Raw genomic sequence first — 18709 nt, 5'->3', positions numbered from 1 at the left:
CCTTGAAAGAATTTTTTATAAACCGGCCTGCTCCATTTTTGTCTCAAAGCAGTCCGATCCTCCGAATCCAAAGCACTGCGTTCGTAATATAATGTCGCAAATGAATGGGAAAAGGACAACAAGAATTTTTTCAATCATTGCTTAATTTGTCCTATTTCACAAAAGAGCGTTGATGCAGGTCACTATCCGGGCTTTCACAATTCGCCTAACAGGCTAAAAAATAAATAAAAACAGATGCTAAAGAAAAGGTCGCAGACTGCGGACCGGCCAAGCGAAAAAATCCTCGCCGGTCTTAAATCCCACCCCGATCCTGCCATCCCGGGTGTACAAAACCCAGGCGTAGGAAGGATCGTACACGCTGGTGGTGGAGGACCAATATCCCAACTCCACGTGGGGAAAAGGACGCCCCGGACTCAGAGCCGGGGTGTGGGCGGTCAGGTCTATTAGGCTGTCCAACTCCCGGATATTGGGCAGGCGCCAGTCGTTGAATCCCAAGGCCTTGTCTTCGTTCAATTTTCGTACAAGATGAAGGGCCTGGGGCCAGGATACGGGCTTGGCTGGCAAAGAACTCGTCTGCATCCAGCCAAGGCCGGTCAGGGAATCCTCCGCCCAGTTTTCATGGGTAATAAAGCGGTCGGCTGACGGATCGGTCTTTCGCCCTGAACCGGGTTCGTCCTCGCGGACCGGCCAGACCATGTAGGAGCCGTGCTTCATGCCGGAAAACACCCGGGCGCCGCCAAGATGCACGTACCACGCCTGATTGGGAAACCGGGCGCAGAAATCCGAGGTCCAGTAATATCCGGCGAATACGTTTTCAAAGGGATGTCCCTTGGGCAAGGCCGGGTTGATCTCCGTATGGCTGATGAGGGAAAATAGCTGAGGCCGCGTGGGCAGGCGCCAGTCGGAATAGCCGTGGGCTTGGTCCCGGTTCATGGCTTCCACGGCGGCCAAGGCTTCGTCCCAGGAAAGGGGAAACTCCTCGGGGTTGGCGTCCCTGGTCCACATGAGGCCGGTGAGGTTGTCCAGTACGCACTGGCCTTGGTCCGTAAAACGAGGCTCAGGCCAGGGCGCGCCCGTCCGGGTTTCCCCGTCCTGGCCCGTCCCCTGGCAGGGGATCGCCTTTCCGTCCGGGTCAAAGCATTGGGTCTGGTCTGTGGCTATGGCTATGGGCTTGGGCATTATGCATCCACTCCTTGCAATGATCGCCTGTGAATCAGTTTATCAGGGTCGGCGCTGATTAAAATCTCAAAAGATAACAACGCCTATTATAAACAATAATGCCGCTTCAGCGCTTCGTAAAGCCACTCTTTTTCCCAAATGGGGAATGACAATCTTTTGATTGACGCCTTCCGCGTCCACCTTGATTTTCAGGCCGTTCGGAGGTGCGATCATGGCTGATTCCTTTCAAAAAACTATGCGTAATTCGATAATCTGCATCCCAAGCCGCATCAAGCAAAGCAAATGAACCTGCCAGTAAATATCAATAAAATATAAATGTTAAAATGCTATAAAACGGTGTGTTGATGGAATTGGGAAAAGATGCATGACTTTGGAGAAAAAATGGGGGGCGCAAGGAGGATTTACTTTTTAGGCAATCTTGCCTATGTTAATCAATGTCTGGGTGGAGGGCAAAAAAGGCGCTAAAGACGGCAATTCTTTTCAGTCCATGATGAATTCTAAACAATCACAAATTGAGCCTTAAAAACAAACAAGGCCATTGTAAGGGCAAGCCATGAAAACCGTACACAAAACAACGCTGGGCGATAAACTCTTCGACCATTTATCCTCGGGCAAGGTGTGCCTGGGGCTTCTGGTTTTGTATCTGATCAATCAGTGCATAATCGCCGTAATTGTCCATCCCCTGGGCGCGGACATGCTGAACCTCCAAATGACCATGAACGGCGCCATGTTCGCCAAGATCGTCCAGGGCTGGACCCCGGATCAACTCAGCGCTTATTACCGGCATTTTTATTTTGACTTTCCGCACCCCTTTATCTACGCCGCTTTCCTGGCCTCGGCCGTGGCGGCCCTGTCCAAGCAGCTTGGCGCGGCCAAGGCGTCCATGCACCGTTTTTTGTTTTACCTGCCTTTTGTGGCCGGAACCTGCGACCTGTTGGAAAACTGCCTGCACCTTGTGCTGATTCCCATGGTCCCGGAGGTTCCGGACATGCTGGTAGTCATCAGCGGGGCGGCGACCAATATAAAATGGTTTTTGGCCTTCACCTGTTTGGGAGGCGTGGGATACCTGGGCCTTAGGAGGCTGTTGATCAAAAAGGTTACGGGGAAATAAGAAGCGGTGAAAATGGCTTTTAAAGCCTGATGTTTTGCCATGCTTTTATGGATCGAGTCAGGCGCCTTTTTTTTGGGTTCGAAGTCCAAAATCAGCTAAGGCTGCGTGATGCTTGAAAGCCGGACTTCTTAACCCAACCTACGGCTCTGCTTGCCGCGACATAGGTCGGGTAGAGCTTGCGAAACCCAACAATATCTTGACATTATGCCTCCTTGTCCTCATGAATGGTCGTCCCTGCAAGGATAAACCGCTTTTTTCAGGAATGCCGGCAATGGCTCATCCTAAAAATTATATCAACCACGAAAAGCGCGGGACAATACCTTCCGTGCTTTCCGTGGTTAAAATCAAGATTTTTAAGTGGGGATATCTTTGGGTTTAGGCCTGCATGACCGCTTTTTCCCGGGCGATGAGGGTGGTGGTTTCCCAGCAGTCTTTTTCCTGGAAGAATTTTTCCAGAAACGCATGATTAAAGGCGTGGCCCGACTTATGGGTGACGATGTGCCCCAGGATGGGAATGCCCAGCAGGGAGAAGTCGCCCAGACAGTCCAGAAGTTTATGGCGGGCGAACTCATCTTCAAAGCGCAGGCCTTCTTCGTTGATCACCTTTTCCTCATCCAGGACAATGGCGTTGTCCAGGGTTCCGCCTTTGGCCAGGCCGCACTGCTTCATGAACTCCAGTTCGTGAAGAAACCCGAAGGTCCGCGCCCGGCAGATGTCTTCTTCAAAGGCGTTTCCGGAAAGGGTGATGGAAACCGTTTGCTTGCCCATGGCCGGATGGGGAAAGTCAATGTTGCACGTCACCCGCGCCTGCTCGTCCGGATAAATGGTCACGGACCGTCCGTTTTCCGCAAGCTGGATGGGCTGGCGCACCATAAAATAATATCTGGGGCTATCCTGTTCCTTAAGGCCCGCCTCTGTGATCATGCGGGCGAAAGGGGCGGCGCTGCCGTCCAGGATGGGCAGTTCATAGGAATTGATCTCCACAAGGGCGTTGTCCACGCCCAGGCCTGCAAAGCTGGACATCAGGTGCTCGATGGTGGAGACGATGGCCCCTTCCCCGCCGATGACCGTCGCCAAACTTGTATCCACGACATTTTTGAAAATTGCGCAAATGGTTGGACGATTAGGCAGGTCAATGCGGGAAAAACGGATTCCATGGTTGGGCGGCGCAGGTTTGATGGATAGTTCCACCTCCCTGCCGGAATGCAACCCAACTCCTTTACAACGGGCCTCGCCGGCTACCGTGTGTTGATATCGTTGCATAATGTTATATTGCCGGGCCTTATTTGAGTCCCGGTCTCAAGCCTTTTCAGAGGCGTTTGTTGCTATATTTTATGCTCCCTTGGGAGCTGTTTTCGCCAAAGGCGAATTCCGGCCTTTACGGCTGCTCAAGGGTTCAAGAAGCGTAAAACCCTTAGAAAAACAAAAACCTAGCCCTACTTAACACCTGTTCTCATTCAGGTCAAGCCTTATGGAGGTCTCTTTTTTCTTCCGATATTACCGCCCGCAACTTTGGTTGATCGCCCATTATCGTCCGGCGGATTTCGGGTGACATGAACTTATCTCTCAAAAAGACGCCAAGGCAGCTACTGAGACAAGTATCGTCTCCCCTCGAAATCAAGATTGCAATTACCAGGATGACTGCCGTTGGCATTATTTCCCTGCGGGTTCCGGCGGAGTAAGGACCCGGCCCCGCTCCGAAATTTTATCCCGCCTGGCGCCGGTGTGGCTCAGGGGAAAAAGCCCCTGCTTCCATGCACACTTTTCACACAGCCATTTGCCATTCAATTGGCAGCCGTCGTCGTCCGGGGTTTCCCGCTTGCATGATTGGCACAACATAAACGCCTCCTTTATTTACGGCCTACAAATGACCTATCATGTAATTTTTTACGAATACATTACAAAAATATTTGAATTTTTATCAGGTTCTGTTATGATAGTCCATCCGTTTTAAAAATTGAACAAGGAGACCAACTTGCTAGCTCGCGTTCTCAGCAGTGCAGTGCTTGGTATTGACGCCACCGTCGTCGAAGTGGAAGTGGATATCTCCAGCGGATTGCCCCTTTTTTCCACTGTAGGCCTTCCCGAGACGTCCGTCAAGGAAAGCAAGGATCGGGTCAAGGCGGCCATCGGCAATTCGGGATACGGGTTTCCTGTAGATCACATCACGGTCAACCTGGCCCCCGCCGACCTTAAGAAGGAAGGAACCGGCTTTGACCTTCCCATCGCCGTAGGCATCCTGGCGGCCACGGGGGTCATCCCCAAAAAGGCCTTGGACAAATACCTGATCCTGGGCGAATTAGCCCTGGACGGCAGGATAAAGCCCGTCCGGGGTTCCCTGCCCATGGCCCTGGCGGCCAGGGATACCACGGAGGCTATTATCGTGCCCGCGGGCAACGCCCGGGAAGCCGCCGTGGTCAAGGGAATCCGGGTGTTCGGAGCGGAAAATCTTTCCCAGGCCGCCGCTTTTTTGCGGGGGGAGCAGAAAATCAAGGAAATCACCACGGACGCCATCTCCTATTTTTCCAATACCGGAGACGAGGATCTGGATTTTACGGACGTCCACGGACAGCATCATGTAAAAAGGGCTCTGGAAGTGGCGTGCGCAGGCGGCCACAACGTGCTCATGATCGGACCGCCCGGCTCAGGCAAGACCATGCTGGCAAAACGTCTGGCCGGCATATTGCCTCCCATAACCTTTGAGGAGGCCCTGGAAACCACCAAAATCTACTCCGTGTCCGGGCTGTTGAACGAAGGCCAGGCTTTGGTGGCCCGCAGGCCTTTCCGGTCCCCCCATCACACCATCTCCGATGCAGGACTTATTGGCGGCGGCATGGTTCCCAGGCCGGGGGAAGTCAGCCTGTCCCATAACGGGGTCCTGTTTCTGGATGAAATGCCGGAGTTCAAAAAGCATGTCCTGGAAGTGCTCAGACAGCCATTGGAGGACAGGCAGGTGACCATTTCCCGGGCCCGAACCAGCCTGACCTATCCGGCCAGTTTTATGCTGGTGGGCGCCATGAACCCCTGTCCGTGCGGATATTTCTCCGATCCGCGGCACCCCTGCACATGCACTTACGCCCAAATCCAGCGGTACCGCTCCCGTTTGTCAGGCCCCTTGCTGGACAGGATAGACATCCACGTGGAGGTTCCCACCGTACCCTACAAGGAACTCATGACCGACGCCAACGCGGAAAAATCCTCAGATATCGCGGCAAGGGTTTCCGCGGCTCGGGAGGTTCAGTCCCGAAGGTTCTCCCGCACGAAAATATTCTGCAACGCCCAGATGAACGGCAGGCATATGAAAGCCTATTGCAAGGTGGATCCTTCGTGCTCGTCCTTGCTGGAAGCCGCCGTGGACAAATTGGGCTTGTCGGCCAGGGGGTACAAGCGCATCCTCAAGATCGCGCGCACCATCGCCGACATGGAAGGCGTCCAGGACATTCAGGCCTCCCACGTGTCCGAAGCCATCCAGTACCGCACCCTGGACCGCAAAGGCCAGCTTCCCGTGCAGGCCGGGTTGTTCATGTAGCCTGCAGAGGTCCAAAAAGATGGCTTTCTTCGCGTCTCCGCTCAGCCTTTTGGATGAGAGTCAGGCGGCAAAAAGCGATTCAATTGTCGTAAAGTTTCATTTGAGGATAAATTTTCTTCGCGCAATCCGGGCAAATGCTGTGGCTGAAATCCGCTTCGGAATGATCCTGAATATAAACTTCAATCTGGTTCCAATACCCTTTGTCATCACGGATTTTCTTGCAATGGGAGCATATGGGCAGCAGCCCGGACAGCGTCTTGACCTCGCTCAGGGCCGATTCAAGCTCTGAATTCATACGGATCAACTCCTCCGCCTGCTCTTGCATTTCCTGCCTTTGTTCGACCACCGCCCCCACCAGTTCTTTAAGGCGGCGAAAAAAACCGTTGGCTGAAACGAAAAATACAGCCGTGGTTATAATAAACGCCACCGATAAAAGGGCCCAGACCGACGGCAATAAAATATACTCCTGCAAGTTTCCTTCAAAGGTCAGGAGGCCGGACATCCACAAATAGGCCATGAGGCCGATAACCGCAAAATAGGAAGCAGCGCAGATCACCCCGCCCCACACCCCCAGAGCCATCACCGCTATGAAAACGCAAGTCGCTGCAAAGAAAAACCCGGCCGAAACAATCCCATACTTTACAAAGGCAGCAAGACTTAACATACTGAAAATAAGCATTATCATTATTAAAAGCCGCCGGTCGGCCATGTTTTTTCTGACAAAAAAGACAACAAAAATCAGCGCGGTAATGCATAGATGAGCCGCATGATTAAAATTCAGCCCTGTATTGTAAGTCCGGGAAAGCGATAAGGGCAGACCGACCAGAGCCAGCGTCAACAGGACCGTTGAGACGCTTTCCAAAAACTCCCGGCGAATCGCATTGAGTTGCAATGAAACATCGGCCGGCAGCTTATCCCCCTGCTTTTGATCGGCGCTCATAGTGACCTCTCCACGAAATACTCCGTCTCCGGCACTTCTTAGGTAATCCTATTGCGCTAAAAATAATTTTAAAAATAACGCATTGTAATGATGCATGAAACGTGCCGCCATCCTCATTCTATCTTTGGTACGCCGCTTTTGAGGTCAATTTTTGGATGGGTGCGTATAGAAAGGCGGCGCAAGGATTTGAAAACACTCCATGGGAGGGAAAACAGTAATGTTGACAAAAAATACAAGATTCCTGTCCAGGCGAGATTGCTATGGAACGGATGAGCATCATACACTCCTCGCCTGTTCAATCCGAGCTTGAGGCGTCAGCCCCAAAAATAGCGCCATGGTTAATGAAGGGAATATAACCTGATTTTGATAAGATAGAAACTATTTCATCAAGTCCCCATAACCCAACAACCCATAAGCGCCCGGGGTTTGAGTTACGGACCGGACCACGGCCTGCTCCACGGCGCGGGCGGCCATCATGCCCACGACGCTGGGCTCGGCTTTCTGCTCGCCTGTGGCCATGACAAAAAGCGTATCCCCGTCCACCATGGTGTGGGCCGGGCTCATGGTCCGGGCGATGCCGTTGTGGGACATGGAGGCGATTTTTGTCGCCTGGGATTTTTGCAGAATAGCGTTGGTTACCACCACGCCGATGCTGGTGTTGCCGGGAAAGATGGAGTCCTGGTCATAAAATCCCGCCATGATTTTTTCAGTGGAGGCGAAGGATTTTTTATCTTCCTCCAAAAGTCCGGCCAGGACGGCGCCGTTTTTCGGGTCCACCACGTCCCCCAGGCAATTGACCGCCATGACTGCGCCCACCAGCAAATCCCCCTGGCGAAGCATGGAAACTCCCAGTCCGGATTTCATGGCCCGGTTCATGCCCAGGAGCTTGCCCACGCAAGCGCCGGTTCCGGCGCCTATATTGCCTTCCCGGGGATTGCATGTCTTGGCCGCCTGGCAGGCCTCCAGGCCCATGGCTTTATCGGGCCGCACATTATGAGCGCCTACAAAAAGGTCAAACAAAACCGCCTGGGCCACGATGGGCACCTTGGTCACGCCCACGTCAAAGCCTACGCCCTGCTCTTCCAAATACGCCATGACGCCGGCGGAGGCGTCCAGGCCAAAGGCGCTGCCTCCGGAAAGAACCACGGCGTGCACCTTGTCCACCAGATTCACCGGGTCCAGGGCGTCCGTCTCCCGGGTGCCCGGGGCGCCGCCGCGCACGTCCACGCCGGGAGTCGCCCCCTTGTCGCAGATGATCACCGTGCAGCCGGTTCCGGCTTCCGCGTTCCGGGCGTGTCCAATGCGAATGCTTGCCAAGTCCTTAAAGGATGCGCTTTTCATGATTTCCCTCCAGTTCAGATCCAGGTTTGACGGCTCAGGATTGCTCTTTCATATCCCTTCCCCGCCTTCCGGGTCAACAAAGCTCTTGCGCCGCAGCCTGTCCTGCCCTATTATTCTGGTCTTGCACACTGCTCCAAAACCACAATTTAATCTGCAACCAGGGAGTGGACATGAAAAGGATTTCCTCCATCATTTGCTTGCTATTATTGGCTGTATTCGCATTTTCAGGCTGTGATGACAATGACGACGGCCCGGTCGCTAAAAAGAATAATGACGATAACGCAGCCGCAGTCCTGGCGCCCATTGTCGTAGGCAGCCTGGACGACGCCCCCCTGGCCCGCAAGGCGGGTTTGACCTTAAGGGCCGCTCTGAATCAGGCGGCGTCCGGCCAATCCATTGTCTTTGACCCCAGCCTGGACGGCGGGGTGATCCAGCTGACCATCGTAGGTGAAGAGCATTCCCTCCTCAAAGGCGAAGTCATGGGCATGAGGGAGGAGGAAAGCGGGCTGGTCTCGTACCTGGTTGGCTATTTTGACAGGGACTACGGCAAGTCCGCCCTGTACGCCAAAAAAAGCGTGGTCCTGGACGCCTCCAACCTGCCCAACGGCATCACCCTGGAATGGGCGGGGGCGGAGGACGCCCGGGTTTTGGCGGTATACGGCAATCTGTACATGAACAATATAACCGTCACCGGAGGCCGCAGCGTTTATGAGGACATCTCCGGGGACAACGAGGACCAGCCCTATACTCTGGCCAGGGGAGGCGGCGTCGCAGTCTGGGGAAAGGCCCACCTGGAGAACTGCACCATATACGGCAATTACTGTGAGGGGGACTTTGAATCCTCCCGGGACCGTGGTTCTTTCGGCGGCGGCTTATACGCGGACATCGTCGATCTGAAAGATTGCGTCATAAGCGGCAATTCCATTTACGGCGCCGGTGCGGCGGGCGGAGGGGTGTATTCGGTCTCGGGCGCCGGCTCCAAAGACCAATCTTCCACTATCGAACGCTGCTCCATTTGCGGCAACCATATCAGCGCCCTGTTCAGCTACGGCGCCGGGGTCTATTCGGACGGCGGCAGCATCGGCAATTCCAAAACACTCACGATCACCAACAGCACCATCGCCAAAAACCTGGCGGACGCCTCGGGCATACCGCCCTTTCTTTTGGGCATGGGATATTGGCGAGGCGGCGGCGTGTACATGTCCAACGGCAGCCTGGCTTTGAAATCCTGCACCATTGTGGAAAATGAAGTGCATGGAACTCCCCGAACCGACGCCCTGGGCAAGTCCAATATGGCCGGGGGCGTGGCGGCCACCATCGGAAACGCCCATGCCGTGGACGACATGAAAATCGAACATTGCATCATTGCCGGAAACACGGTCCATGAATCCGGGGGCGCTGTGTACGACCACGACGTCTTTTCGGGCACCGTGTTTTCTTTTAAAAGCCGGGGATTCAATCGCATAGGCGTTTTGGACTTCAGCCAGATTCTGGTTCCTGTCGGAGAAAAAGACTGGATGTCCCTGTGCCGCAAGCATTATCCCAAAACAGGAGACTCCAACGACGTCGCCATAGACGATGTACTGGATATGGCGACCGGACCGGTGGAGCACGGCTTCATCCTGTCCGAAGGCGTGGATGCAGGGCTTCCGGTTCCCCTTTATTACGAACCAGCGGACCAGGCGTTGGACCAGATTCCCACAGCCCAATATTACATCCAGGAAATTTACGCCGAATATTGGGTGGAGGAAGGAACGGAGGACAACTTCCTGGCATACATGCTGGACCGGCTGGAGGATTATTACAGCCTGCAAGGGTTCGCCGCCCGGTTCACCGCCGACTTTGAAGAGTTCCTGGGAACCGTGGATTCGGACGACGAAACCGGCGGCGTTCAGCCGTACACAGACCCGGACGGGAACCCCATCCTGACCTTGGCGGACACGCTCTGGTTCGGCCCGGCCGACACCTGGCCCAAAGAGCTTTCCAATTATCCTTACATCTTTTTCTGGCATATGCTGGACGAGGCCCTGGTCGCGGAGGAGATTCCCGGCATGGGGCCGGAAATTTTGGGCGACGACGCCTGGTTGGGCATGTTCGACGCCGGCGAGCAGCCTGACAGCCCTAATATCACCATGCGCTTTTACAACCTGCCTGGCAGGAAAAGCACCATGGAAACCCAGGATCAATTGGCGGCGGCCCGCCCGGTAAACGGCAAAGGCGACGTGGGGGCTATAGAACTTCCCTGATTATATTCGCACGGCCCGCTGCAATTTGAGCGGATGCTCTTATTCATCTCCGGGGGACGCCTTTGCGTTCCCCGTTTTTATCTATGGGCTGAGGCCGTTTGATTTTTCTTGACCTGCGTTGCGAGGCCCATTAAAGTTAAATTGAACTTTAAATACTGGAGGCCACGTGACCCAAAACCCCAAACAAGAAAAAGCCACTTTCACCATATCCCAACTGGCCGAACAACTGGATATCAGCGCCCCGACCATCCGCTTTTACGAGCAAAAGGGCCTGATCTCCCCCGCCCGCACTCCCGGCAACCAACGGGTTTACAGCCCCAAGGACCGGGCCAGGCTGCGCCTGATCCTGCGGGGCAAGCGCTTCGGCTTTTCGCTGGATGAAATTGCCGAGATGATCGGCATGGCCGATATGGACATGGACGAACGGGATCAAATTGAAAAAACCATGGCGTACGGCGCGCAAAAGCTGGAGGAAATTCGCATCCGCAAGGAGGAATTGCTTCTTTTGGAAAAAGAAATGATGGCCATGCGCAAACGCCTTCAAAACAAATTGGATCAACTTCAAGGAGGTAAATGACATGTTTGATTTTCTGCTGAACGAAGAGGAAATAAAAGCCAGGGACGAGGCCAGGGAATTTGTCAAAACCATTCCGCGCCAGATGATCCTGGACATGGACGCGGACAAGATCAAGTTTCCCAAGGAGTTTTTGCAGGAAGCGGGCCGCCGCAATCTGTTGGGCGTACGCCATCCCAAGGAATGGGGAGGCAGGGGCATGTCCTGGGCCGGGTCCGCCGCGGTAGTGGAGGAAATCGGAACCCTTGGCTATATTTTTTCCTGCACCTTCGGCGTGGGAGCGGACCTGGTTTGCGACGCCATTTGCCTCCATGGCACGGACGAACAAAAGGAAAAATACGTCAAGCCGTTGCTGGCCGGCGACATTTTTGCGGCGGAATGCCTGACCGAACCCCGGGGCGGATCGGACTTTTTCGGCGCCACGACCACGGCCGTGGACAAAGGGGACCACTTCATCCTGAACGGCCAGAAGCGGTTTATCGTGGGCGCTGAGGGCGCGGATTACTTCCTGGTCTACGCCAAGACCAACCCCGACGCCAAGCCCCAGGAATCCCTTTCCTGTCTGATCGTGGATCGCGGCCCCGGCGTGAACGTGGAATATCTTTACGGCCTCATGGGCTGCCGCGGCGGCGGCGCCGGACGCATTGTGTTCAAGGACGTGAAAGTGCCCAAGGAAAACGTGGTGGGCAAGGTGCACGGCGCCTACCCGGTTTTCACCACCATGATGATCCCGGAACGCCTGGGCACGGCCGCCATGACCATCGGGTCGGCCAGGCCGGCCCTGGACGTAGCCACGGGCTACACCACCCGGCGCAAGGCTTTTGGCCAGACCATCAACAATTTTCAGGGCGTCAATTTTCAGATTGCGGAAGCCGCCATGCTTCTGGACGCCTGCCGGTCCCTGGTTTACACTACGGGCCGTTCCGCGGACCTTGATCCTTATGCAGGGCAAACCCGCCGCATGGTTTCGGAAACCAAAAAGTTCGTCACCGAATCCTGCCAGAAGGTGGTTCACAACGCCATGCAGGTCATGGGCGGCATTGGCTACACCAACGTGTTCCCCGTGGAGAGGATGTACCGGGACCTGCGTCTGGCCACCATCTGGACCGGCTCCAACGAAGTCATGTCCATGGTTATCGCCCACGAATGGTACAAGGATTTCTTTAAATCCAAACAGGCCAATATAGTTCGGGACATGGAGCTGGACGCCGAAGAGGCCGAAGCCCCGGACGAAAAAATCTACGAATAACGCGGCGAATCCGCCGCATGCCAAAGGGAGGCCCGGAAAAAGGGGTCTCCCTTTTGTTTTTTCAGAGGGCCGCGCCCCGGGTTTTCCGCGGAAAAGGTTGACATAGCGCGGGAACTAATACCATAGTTCAACAGGTTCGAGAGGCTGGATTCATATTCGACTATGTTGCAGGCAAAGCAGCGCAGCCTGCCCTTGCACACCCGGCGTTGCAGCCCGGCTGATTGAGAAGACGCCTCCATGGCTTTAGGCTCCAAAATCAAAATGGTTTTGTGGATTCTGCTGCTGGCGGTCATTGGCACAGGCCTGGGCCTGTGGTGGGCTTTGCCGGGCATGGTGGAGAAGCAACTGCCTTTTTACGCCGGAGAAGCCGGGATCGGCAGCCTGAGCCTGGAAGTCAGAAACATCAGCCTGTTCCGGGCCGACATAGGCTCCGTTGTAATAGGCGATCCTGCGGCGCCCGCCGCAACCATTGCATCCGTGCAGGCGGATTACTCCCCCTGGGACCTCATCCACAAAAAAGTCAAATCCATTAAAATAGCCGGCGTGCAGGTTTACGCCCAATTTGACGGAGAGGCCGTCTCCTTAAGAGGATTGGAGCTTCCCGCTTCCGAATCCCAGGCGGAAAGCGCCCCTCCAGCCCTGCCGGAAACGCTGCCGGCGGAAATCGGCGCCATCAGCCTGGACAGCGCGTCCGTTAACCTGGATTGGGACGGCAAGGCCTATCGCTTGGCATTGGCCGCGGACCTTGTCACTCGCGGCGCCGGGGTGTTTGACTGCAATGTGAAAGTCTTCCCGCGAGGGCAGGAGGTCGCCTGCAAAGCCGCAATCAATCTTCCGGCCCGGAATATAAAAGTTCGCTTGGCATCAGAAGTATTGGACGCTGGGCGATTCGGCGACCTCATCCATCGTTTCTCCGGCGTATTGGTGCAGGGTGGGGTTAAGTTGGACGCCCAAGGAGGCTGGAAGGAGGCGGAATTGACGCCCGTATCCGGTTCGGCGGCTTTTACCCAGGGGCAAATCCTGTCCGGCCCGATAAAGATTGTCTCCACCCAGGAAAAGCCCCTGACCTTAAAGGCCTCGTTCCGGAAAAATCAAGCCGACCTGGCCTTGGAAAACATTCATATTTCCCTGCCGGTCAACGTGGAGATTCCGGCCCTGCAAACGACCGTCCTATTGAAAGATGGAGGCCTGACGGCGTCCGGAGAGTTTGATTACAAAGTACGGGCGCTGCCCGACCTGCCCTTTTCCATGGAAACCCCCGCCCAGGCAAAGGTGGAGTTTACGGCGGCCAGGTCGAGCAACGGCGAGCTGGCATTTTCCATAAAAAACGCTCCTCCCAAAAAGGACATCACCTTAATACATGAAGCAGCCATCGCATTTGTCGCCCAGCCGGAATGGAAAGTCCATGGCGAGACCGACGACAAAGGAGCATTGGTTGTAGACTTTTTTGCGTCCCTGCCCGTCATAAATGTAGAAACAGGCGTCGCCCAGGCGACAATTCCGGGCTTGGCCTGCACGGGTAAAGTGGTGTTGGCCCCCGGCAAAGAGCCTGTTGTAAACGCCGTAACCGAGTTTAAAGACGCCAGGGTTTGGGGCATCAGCCCTAAATTCCAGGCTTCCGGGATACAGGGAAAAATGCCGTTTACTTATCCATCACAGACGGACCGGGGAAGCCTTTCCATCAGGGCCATCAGCGTAGCCGGAAAAAGACTCGGCTCCGCCTCCATGACCCTGGAGCGCAAGGATATGTTTCTGTCCCTGGCCGGAAATCATCCGGACCTCTTGATTCCCGGGCTAAATATCGAGTTCGGAGGCAATGCGGGCCTGGATGATAACGGAGAGTTTCAGCTCAATTCCCACTTCGGGGTGGATGGCCATCAGATTTCCGGCCTGGACATGAAGCGTTTCGCCGACGGGTTAAAAGGCTACACCTTTGACGGGCTGCTAACGGTCAAAGGTTTTGCTTCGTTCAACAGGGGAAAGCTGGAAACCGGCATGGAAGCCTCGTTGTCGGGCGGAAAGATCCAGGCGCCCGAATACCAGATGGAAATGAACGGCATCAGCCTGTCCCTGAACATGGAGGATCTGGTTGCGGTGCGCAGCGCACCCAGGCAGGTCTTTTCCTTTGACTCCGTCAAGGCCGGCAGTATTCAGATGAACAAGGGCCGGGTGGAGTTCATCGTGGAAAGCCCCCAGTCTTTTTTTGTCGAGCGAAGCAGCTTTAGCTGGTGCAAAGGCCGGGTGTACAGCCCCGCCATCCACTTGCAGGCCGGGGTTTCGGACTATGAACTCCTTTTGTTTTGCGACAGGCTGGACTTTGTGGAGCTTCTCAAGCAGCTTGGAGCGCCCAGCGCCAACGGATCGGGCAGCCTGAACGGCATCGTGCCCGTACGCATTACGGACGGCAATTTCCGCTTTGACCGCGGCCATTTGTACTCCACGCCCGGAGACGGCGGCGCTTTGAAGATCAAGGGCGGGGACGACTTCATGAACGGAATCAGCTCCGGCACGCCCCAGGCCGGGCAGATAGCCCTTGCCAGGCTGGCGTTGGAGGATTATCAATACGAATGGGCCAAGCTGGAAATCAATTCAGAAGGCGAAAACCTGATGCTCAAACTCCAGCTTGACGGCAAGCCTTCGGGACCGCTGCCTTTGGTCCCGGACCCCAAAACCGGAAACTTCCAAAAGGTGGATAACCCGGAAAAAGGAGCCGTATTCCAGGGCATTAAGCTCAATCTGAACATCAAACTGCCTTTGGACCTGATATTGAAATACGGCATTAAACTGAAGGATTACTTTTAGGGCGCAGGAAATCGCACTGCGCCGCGACTTAACAGGCCGGGAGAAAGCAAAATGATCAAACACGTTTTTATCTTTACGGCGGCGGCCCTGCTTCTGATCACAGCAGGATGCAGGACCGAACATCGCATTGAGGTGGCGCCCATGGAAGTCAACCTGAATGTCAACGTAAACGTCAAGGTGGACAAGGCGTTGGACGACTTCTTCGGCGACCTGGACAACATGGAGGCCAAGCAGGATTCCGCCTCCCCCACGACCAAAATCACGGAATAAAAATGCACAGGAGGAAGCATTATGAATAAAAGGATTTTTGCAGCGTTCATAGCCATGTTTCTGGTTACGGCTTTCGCCTTTGCAGGCGCCAGCTTTGGAGAAGGCATCAAGGAGCGCATGGCCTCGCGATTGCCCGCCCTGGAGCAATTAAAAGCCAAGGGAATTATCGGCGAGAACAATCAAGGCTATCTGGAGTTCAGAGGATCTTCCAGGGAAGGCCAGGATTTGGTGAACGCGGAAAACGCAGACCGCCAGCAGGTTTATGCATACATCGCCCAAAAGCAGGGAACCACGCCCGAACTGGTGGGCCAGCGCCGGGCCATCCAACTGGCCGAAAGGGCCGACCCGGGCCATTGGCTCCAAAACGCCGAAGGCCAGTGGTATCAGAAATAGGCCGCTACAAGATAATCGTTAAACAAAACGCCAAGGGATGCATGTGCATAGATCCTTTGGCGTTTTTGTTGATTATGTCTTTTGTGGGTCCCTAATCAAGCAGCCCCAAAAATATATCCAAAACAGCATCAAACGAAAAATCAGCAATAAATTCCAAGGCGCCTGAGTTTTGGGAGTTTTTCATCCAGCTTGCGGCTTTATTTTCCATAGGCTTCCAGCCCGAAGGAAAAGGCGCGCCTTGCTCGGCCGCCCGGCAAATGCCGTCGAACTCGCCTTTGTCCAGCCATAAGCCCCCGCAATGGGAGCAGACATCCACAACCACCTCAATGTCCCGGCTTATTCTCCGGGCGTTCATTTTAGCCTTGCAAAAAGGGCATTGCAGATTCTTTTTATACCTTGCGGCAAGGCCGCCCGCCTCGTGCAACACCATGGGATCTTTTTTTCTGGCGCGCCCGGCTTTTTCCAGTTCCCGATAATTAAAAAACATGCCGCCGCACCCTTTTGTGCACACGTCCACGGCCGTTGATTGCACCAAGACCTCTTCCATGGCCTGGGCGCAGTTGGGACAAATCATTTTTGCGACTCCATAAGCTGCTTAGCCTGTTCCAGATGCTTGGCGGCCTCGTGGTAATTTGGCTGCAGGGCCAGGGCCTTTTCAAAATAATCCACGGCGGTTTCCAATTCGCCGCCCTGGGCGTAGACAATGCCCAGGTTATGAAGGATCTTCGGGTTGTCCGGCTCTTGCTCCAGGGCCTTTTTATAGCTTTGCACGGCTTCGTTCAAATGCCCCGTATGAGCCAGGGAGTTGCCCGCCTCATAGTAAGCCTGGCCGTAATCCGGCTTGATCTCCACGGCCTTGCCCAAATAATCCAGGGCTTCCTGATGCCGTCCCTGCTTGGCCAGGACATACCCCATGTTGTAATAGGCGGGGGCGAAATCCGGCTGGCTTTTCATGGCCGCCTTAAAATGAGAGGCCGCTTCTTTCACCTTGCCCTGGTCCGCCAGGGCGATGCCCATGTTTGTGTGAATCATGGCGTTGCCGGGTTCCAGCTCCAAGGCTTTTTCGTAATGGGTCATGGCCTCGCCGTACCTTCCCTGGCGGGAAAGGGTGTTGGCCATGTTGGCGTGGAACCTGGGGTCTTCCGGGTCGTTTTCCAGGGCCGCCCGGTGCTGTTCTTCGGCCTGGTCCACCTCCCCGAGCTTGGAAAGCAGGTTGCCGTATGCGTAATGAATCTGGGATTGATCAGGCTCCAGTTCCAGGGCCTTTTGATAATGGACCCGGGCCTGCTCCAGGTCTCCCTCGGCGGACAGCACATTAGCCATGACAGTCCGGATGAGCGCGTTTTCCGGGTCCAAAGCCAAGGCAATGGACAAACGCTCCCTGGCTTTTTCAGGGTTGCCCATTTTGAAAAGCAGATAGCCCAAATTGCATTGGGCCATGGGGAAGTCCGGCTTAAGGCTTACGGCCATGTCGTAATACATGACCGCCTCGGACAACCGATTGCTTTTGGCCATGGCGTTGCCAAGGTTGTAATAGGCGACCGCGCTGTTCGGATCGGTTTTCAGGGCTTCCCGGACGTTTGCCGTGGCCTCGTCCAAAAGGCCAAGGCTGACCTGGGCGCAGGCCAGGTTGTTCAGGGCGTCGGGGTCTCCAGGGTCGAGTTCAAGCGTTTTTTCAAAGGCCGCAACCGCATCGGTGTACATTCTTTTCGCCATATAGGCGTTGCCCAGATTGTACCAGGGGCGGGGGCTGTCCGGCACATGCTTCAAAGCCCTGGTCCATAGCTTGACGGGCTCTCTCCATAAGCTGTTTTGAAAAAACGTTCCCCATGCATAAACCGCGGCAAGCGCGACTGTCAGCCCCACGCCCAGATTTTTCAGGGCTCTGCGGTCCATGCTCATAAGGCGGACGAGCAAAATCCCCAAAATCAGGCAATAGCCGGCGGAAGGCATGTACAAGCGTTGCTCGGCCAGGGGCCGGGACTCCAAATATTGCAGGTTGGAGGCGGGCGCCAGGGTGAAGGCGATCCATCCCAAGGCAAACAGGTACTCGGGATTCTTCCTCCATGTTTTGACTCCGTAGGCCACAGCAGCGATCAAGAATGCCCAGCCGATCAACACGTCCGGAGAGGCCAGGCTGGCGGGCATGGGGATGTCCACGGTCTGATTTACGGGCAAAACCAGCATGAAAACGTAAGCGCCGATTGTCTTGAATATAATGGACGCCTGCGCCGCCAACCCCAATGCAGTCTGCGGCTCCGCCTCCGGCGATTCAAAAACCAATAAGCGAAAAGCCGCGAATCCCGCCAGCAGCACGAACATGGGCAGGACCTGAAATCCGTTGGACAAAAAGCCTTTTTCCCGTTCAAACACCCAAAGAAGCCAAAGGGCCAAAAACGGAAGTACAAGCGCGGTTTCCTTGGAAGCCAGGGCCAAAAAGAAACAGGCCAGTGCCCCGGTCAAGTAAAGCACGTACGGAAGCCCATCCCTGTCCTTTGCCTTTGCAAAGAGAGCCAAGGCGCTCAGCACAAATAAAAAGGCCAAAAGTTCGGACCGGTTTTTAATCAGGTTCAATGCTTCGCTGTGGATGGGATGGACGGCGAAAAGCAGCGCGCAGACAAAGGGAATCAGCAAGGCGCCCTTGTCTTGCTCCTCCTTTTTTCCGCCCAAAAGCCAAAAGACCGCAAAATACAGCAGCACGACGTTGGCCAGATGCAGCAGCAGATTGGTCAAATGGTAGCCCGTGGGATTTTCGCCCCAGATGGCGTAATCCAGGGCAAAGGAGGATACCCGCACGGGACGGTATTGGGACGAACTCTTTATGGGGTGAAGCTGGTCCCAATAGTCCGGAGAAAAAAAGGCGGGGATGTTCCCCGCGTCGGTTATCCATGGGTTTTCCTGAATCAGCCTTTCGTCATCCCAAATAAACGGGCTTTCCAAAGAATTGGCGAAAACCGCAATAGTCAGGCAACATAAAATCAGAAGGTGGGCTTTCCGGCTGGTTGCTATAAAATCCGCCATAATCCGATGATTTCCTTAGCTGCCGGAATGCGCGCGCCGACGTTCCCCCGTTGA

Annotated in this window: 16 protein-coding genes; 8 read left to right on the top strand and 8 right to left on the bottom strand. The window is 54.9% G+C overall.

Translation table 11 applies throughout. The features are described from left to right. Window positions 1–237 precede the first annotated feature (237 nt). A complete protein-coding gene (locus BUE18_RS00970; protein WP_073471985.1) occupies window positions 238–1179 on the bottom strand; it encodes an Lcl C-terminal domain-containing protein in 942 nt (313 codons plus the stop codon). A gap of 66 nt (window positions 1180–1245) precedes the next feature. Further along, window positions 1246–1392, bottom strand: a complete 147-nt coding sequence (locus tag BUE18_RS27800; RefSeq protein ID WP_170868226.1) for a hypothetical protein — start codon at window positions 1390–1392, stop codon at window positions 1246–1248. Window positions 1393–1732: 340 nt separating this feature from the next. Between BUE18_RS27800 and BUE18_RS00965 the strand changes: the two genes are divergently transcribed. Beyond that, window positions 1733–2290 carry a hypothetical protein gene (locus tag BUE18_RS00965; protein WP_073471984.1) on the top strand — a complete coding sequence of 186 codons (558 nt, stop codon included), beginning with the start codon at window positions 1733–1735 and terminating at the stop codon, window positions 2288–2290. Between the two features lie 375 nt (window positions 2291–2665). Here the strand turns inward: BUE18_RS00965 and lpxC are convergent, their stop codons facing one another. Together lpxC and BUE18_RS00950 are read right to left on the bottom strand one after the other, a co-directional pair. After that, entirely contained in the window at window positions 2666–3553 is an 888-nt protein-coding gene (lpxC, locus tag BUE18_RS00960; RefSeq protein ID WP_073471982.1) for a UDP-3-O-acyl-N-acetylglucosamine deacetylase, read from the bottom strand. A 390-nt stretch (window positions 3554–3943) separates the two neighbouring features. Then, the gene (locus BUE18_RS00950; protein WP_073471979.1) at window positions 3944–4129 is read right to left on the bottom strand and encodes a hypothetical protein; all 186 of its coding nucleotides are present in this window, start codon (window positions 4127–4129) and stop codon (window positions 3944–3946) included. A gap of 136 nt (window positions 4130–4265) precedes the next feature. On the opposite strand from BUE18_RS00950, the gene BUE18_RS00945 reads away from it, so the two are divergent. Next, complete coding sequence (locus tag BUE18_RS00945) at window positions 4266–5819, top strand: YifB family Mg chelatase-like AAA ATPase (protein ID WP_073471977.1); 1554 nt, start codon at window positions 4266–4268, stop codon at window positions 5817–5819. Window positions 5820–5898: 79 nt separating this feature from the next. On the opposite strand, the gene BUE18_RS00940 is transcribed toward BUE18_RS00945, so the two are convergent. Both BUE18_RS00940 and BUE18_RS00935 read right to left on the bottom strand, forming a co-directional pair. After that, window positions 5899–6759, bottom strand: a complete 861-nt coding sequence (locus BUE18_RS00940; RefSeq protein ID WP_073471975.1) for a hypothetical protein — start codon at window positions 6757–6759, stop codon at window positions 5899–5901. Window positions 6760–7137: 378 nt separating this feature from the next. Further along, window positions 7138–8100, bottom strand: a complete 963-nt coding sequence (locus BUE18_RS00935) for a P1 family peptidase (RefSeq protein WP_073471974.1) — start codon at window positions 8098–8100, stop codon at window positions 7138–7140. A gap of 170 nt (window positions 8101–8270) precedes the next feature. Between BUE18_RS00935 and BUE18_RS00930 the strand changes: the two genes are divergently transcribed. The 6 genes from BUE18_RS00930 to BUE18_RS00900 all read left to right on the top strand — a co-directional run bounded on the left by BUE18_RS00930 (window position 8271) and on the right by BUE18_RS00900 (window position 15634). Next, window positions 8271–10346 (top strand): right-handed parallel beta-helix repeat-containing protein, encoded by a 2076-nt coding sequence (locus BUE18_RS00930; RefSeq protein WP_073471972.1) that lies wholly within the window; start codon window positions 8271–8273, stop codon window positions 10344–10346. A gap of 166 nt (window positions 10347–10512) precedes the next feature. After that, window positions 10513–10923 (top strand): MerR family transcriptional regulator, encoded by a 411-nt coding sequence (locus BUE18_RS00925; protein ID WP_073471970.1) that lies wholly within the window; start codon window positions 10513–10515, stop codon window positions 10921–10923. 1 nt (window position 10924) lies between these two features. Further along, a complete protein-coding gene (locus BUE18_RS00920; RefSeq protein ID WP_073471969.1) occupies window positions 10925–12169 on the top strand; it encodes an acyl-CoA dehydrogenase family protein in 1245 nt (414 codons plus the stop codon). Between the two features lie 237 nt (window positions 12170–12406). After that, window positions 12407–14971, top strand: a complete 2565-nt coding sequence (locus BUE18_RS00910; RefSeq protein WP_073471965.1) for an intermembrane phospholipid transport protein YdbH family protein — start codon at window positions 12407–12409, stop codon at window positions 14969–14971. 51 nt (window positions 14972–15022) lie between these two features. Continuing rightward, window positions 15023–15241 carry a YnbE family lipoprotein gene (locus tag BUE18_RS00905; protein WP_073471963.1) on the top strand — a complete coding sequence of 73 codons (219 nt, stop codon included), beginning with the start codon at window positions 15023–15025 and terminating at the stop codon, window positions 15239–15241. 21 nt (window positions 15242–15262) lie between these two features. Continuing rightward, complete coding sequence (locus BUE18_RS00900; protein ID WP_073471961.1) at window positions 15263–15634, top strand: YdbL family probable chaperone protein; 372 nt, start codon at window positions 15263–15265, stop codon at window positions 15632–15634. A 91-nt stretch (window positions 15635–15725) separates the two neighbouring features. Here BUE18_RS00900 and BUE18_RS00895 read toward each other — a convergent pair whose 3' ends face one another. Next, entirely contained in the window at window positions 15726–16208 is a 483-nt protein-coding gene (locus BUE18_RS00895; RefSeq protein ID WP_073471960.1) for a zf-TFIIB domain-containing protein, read from the bottom strand. Continuing rightward, window positions 16205–18655: a tetratricopeptide repeat protein gene (locus BUE18_RS00890; protein ID WP_073471958.1), complete on the bottom strand. Its 2451-nt coding sequence runs from the start codon at window positions 18653–18655 to the stop codon at window positions 16205–16207. The genes BUE18_RS00895 and BUE18_RS00890 overlap by 4 nt, the downstream gene beginning before the upstream one ends. Window positions 18656–18709: the final 54 nt, after the last annotated feature.

Origin of the sequence: Desulfatibacillum alkenivorans DSM 16219, from assembly GCF_900142135.1 — a bacterium.
Lineage (GTDB): Bacteria > Desulfobacterota > Desulfobacteria > Desulfobacterales > Desulfatibacillaceae > Desulfatibacillum > Desulfatibacillum alkenivorans.
Note: the sequence above shows the minus strand (reverse complement) of the source record. Positions and strands in the feature narration are given on the sequence as shown.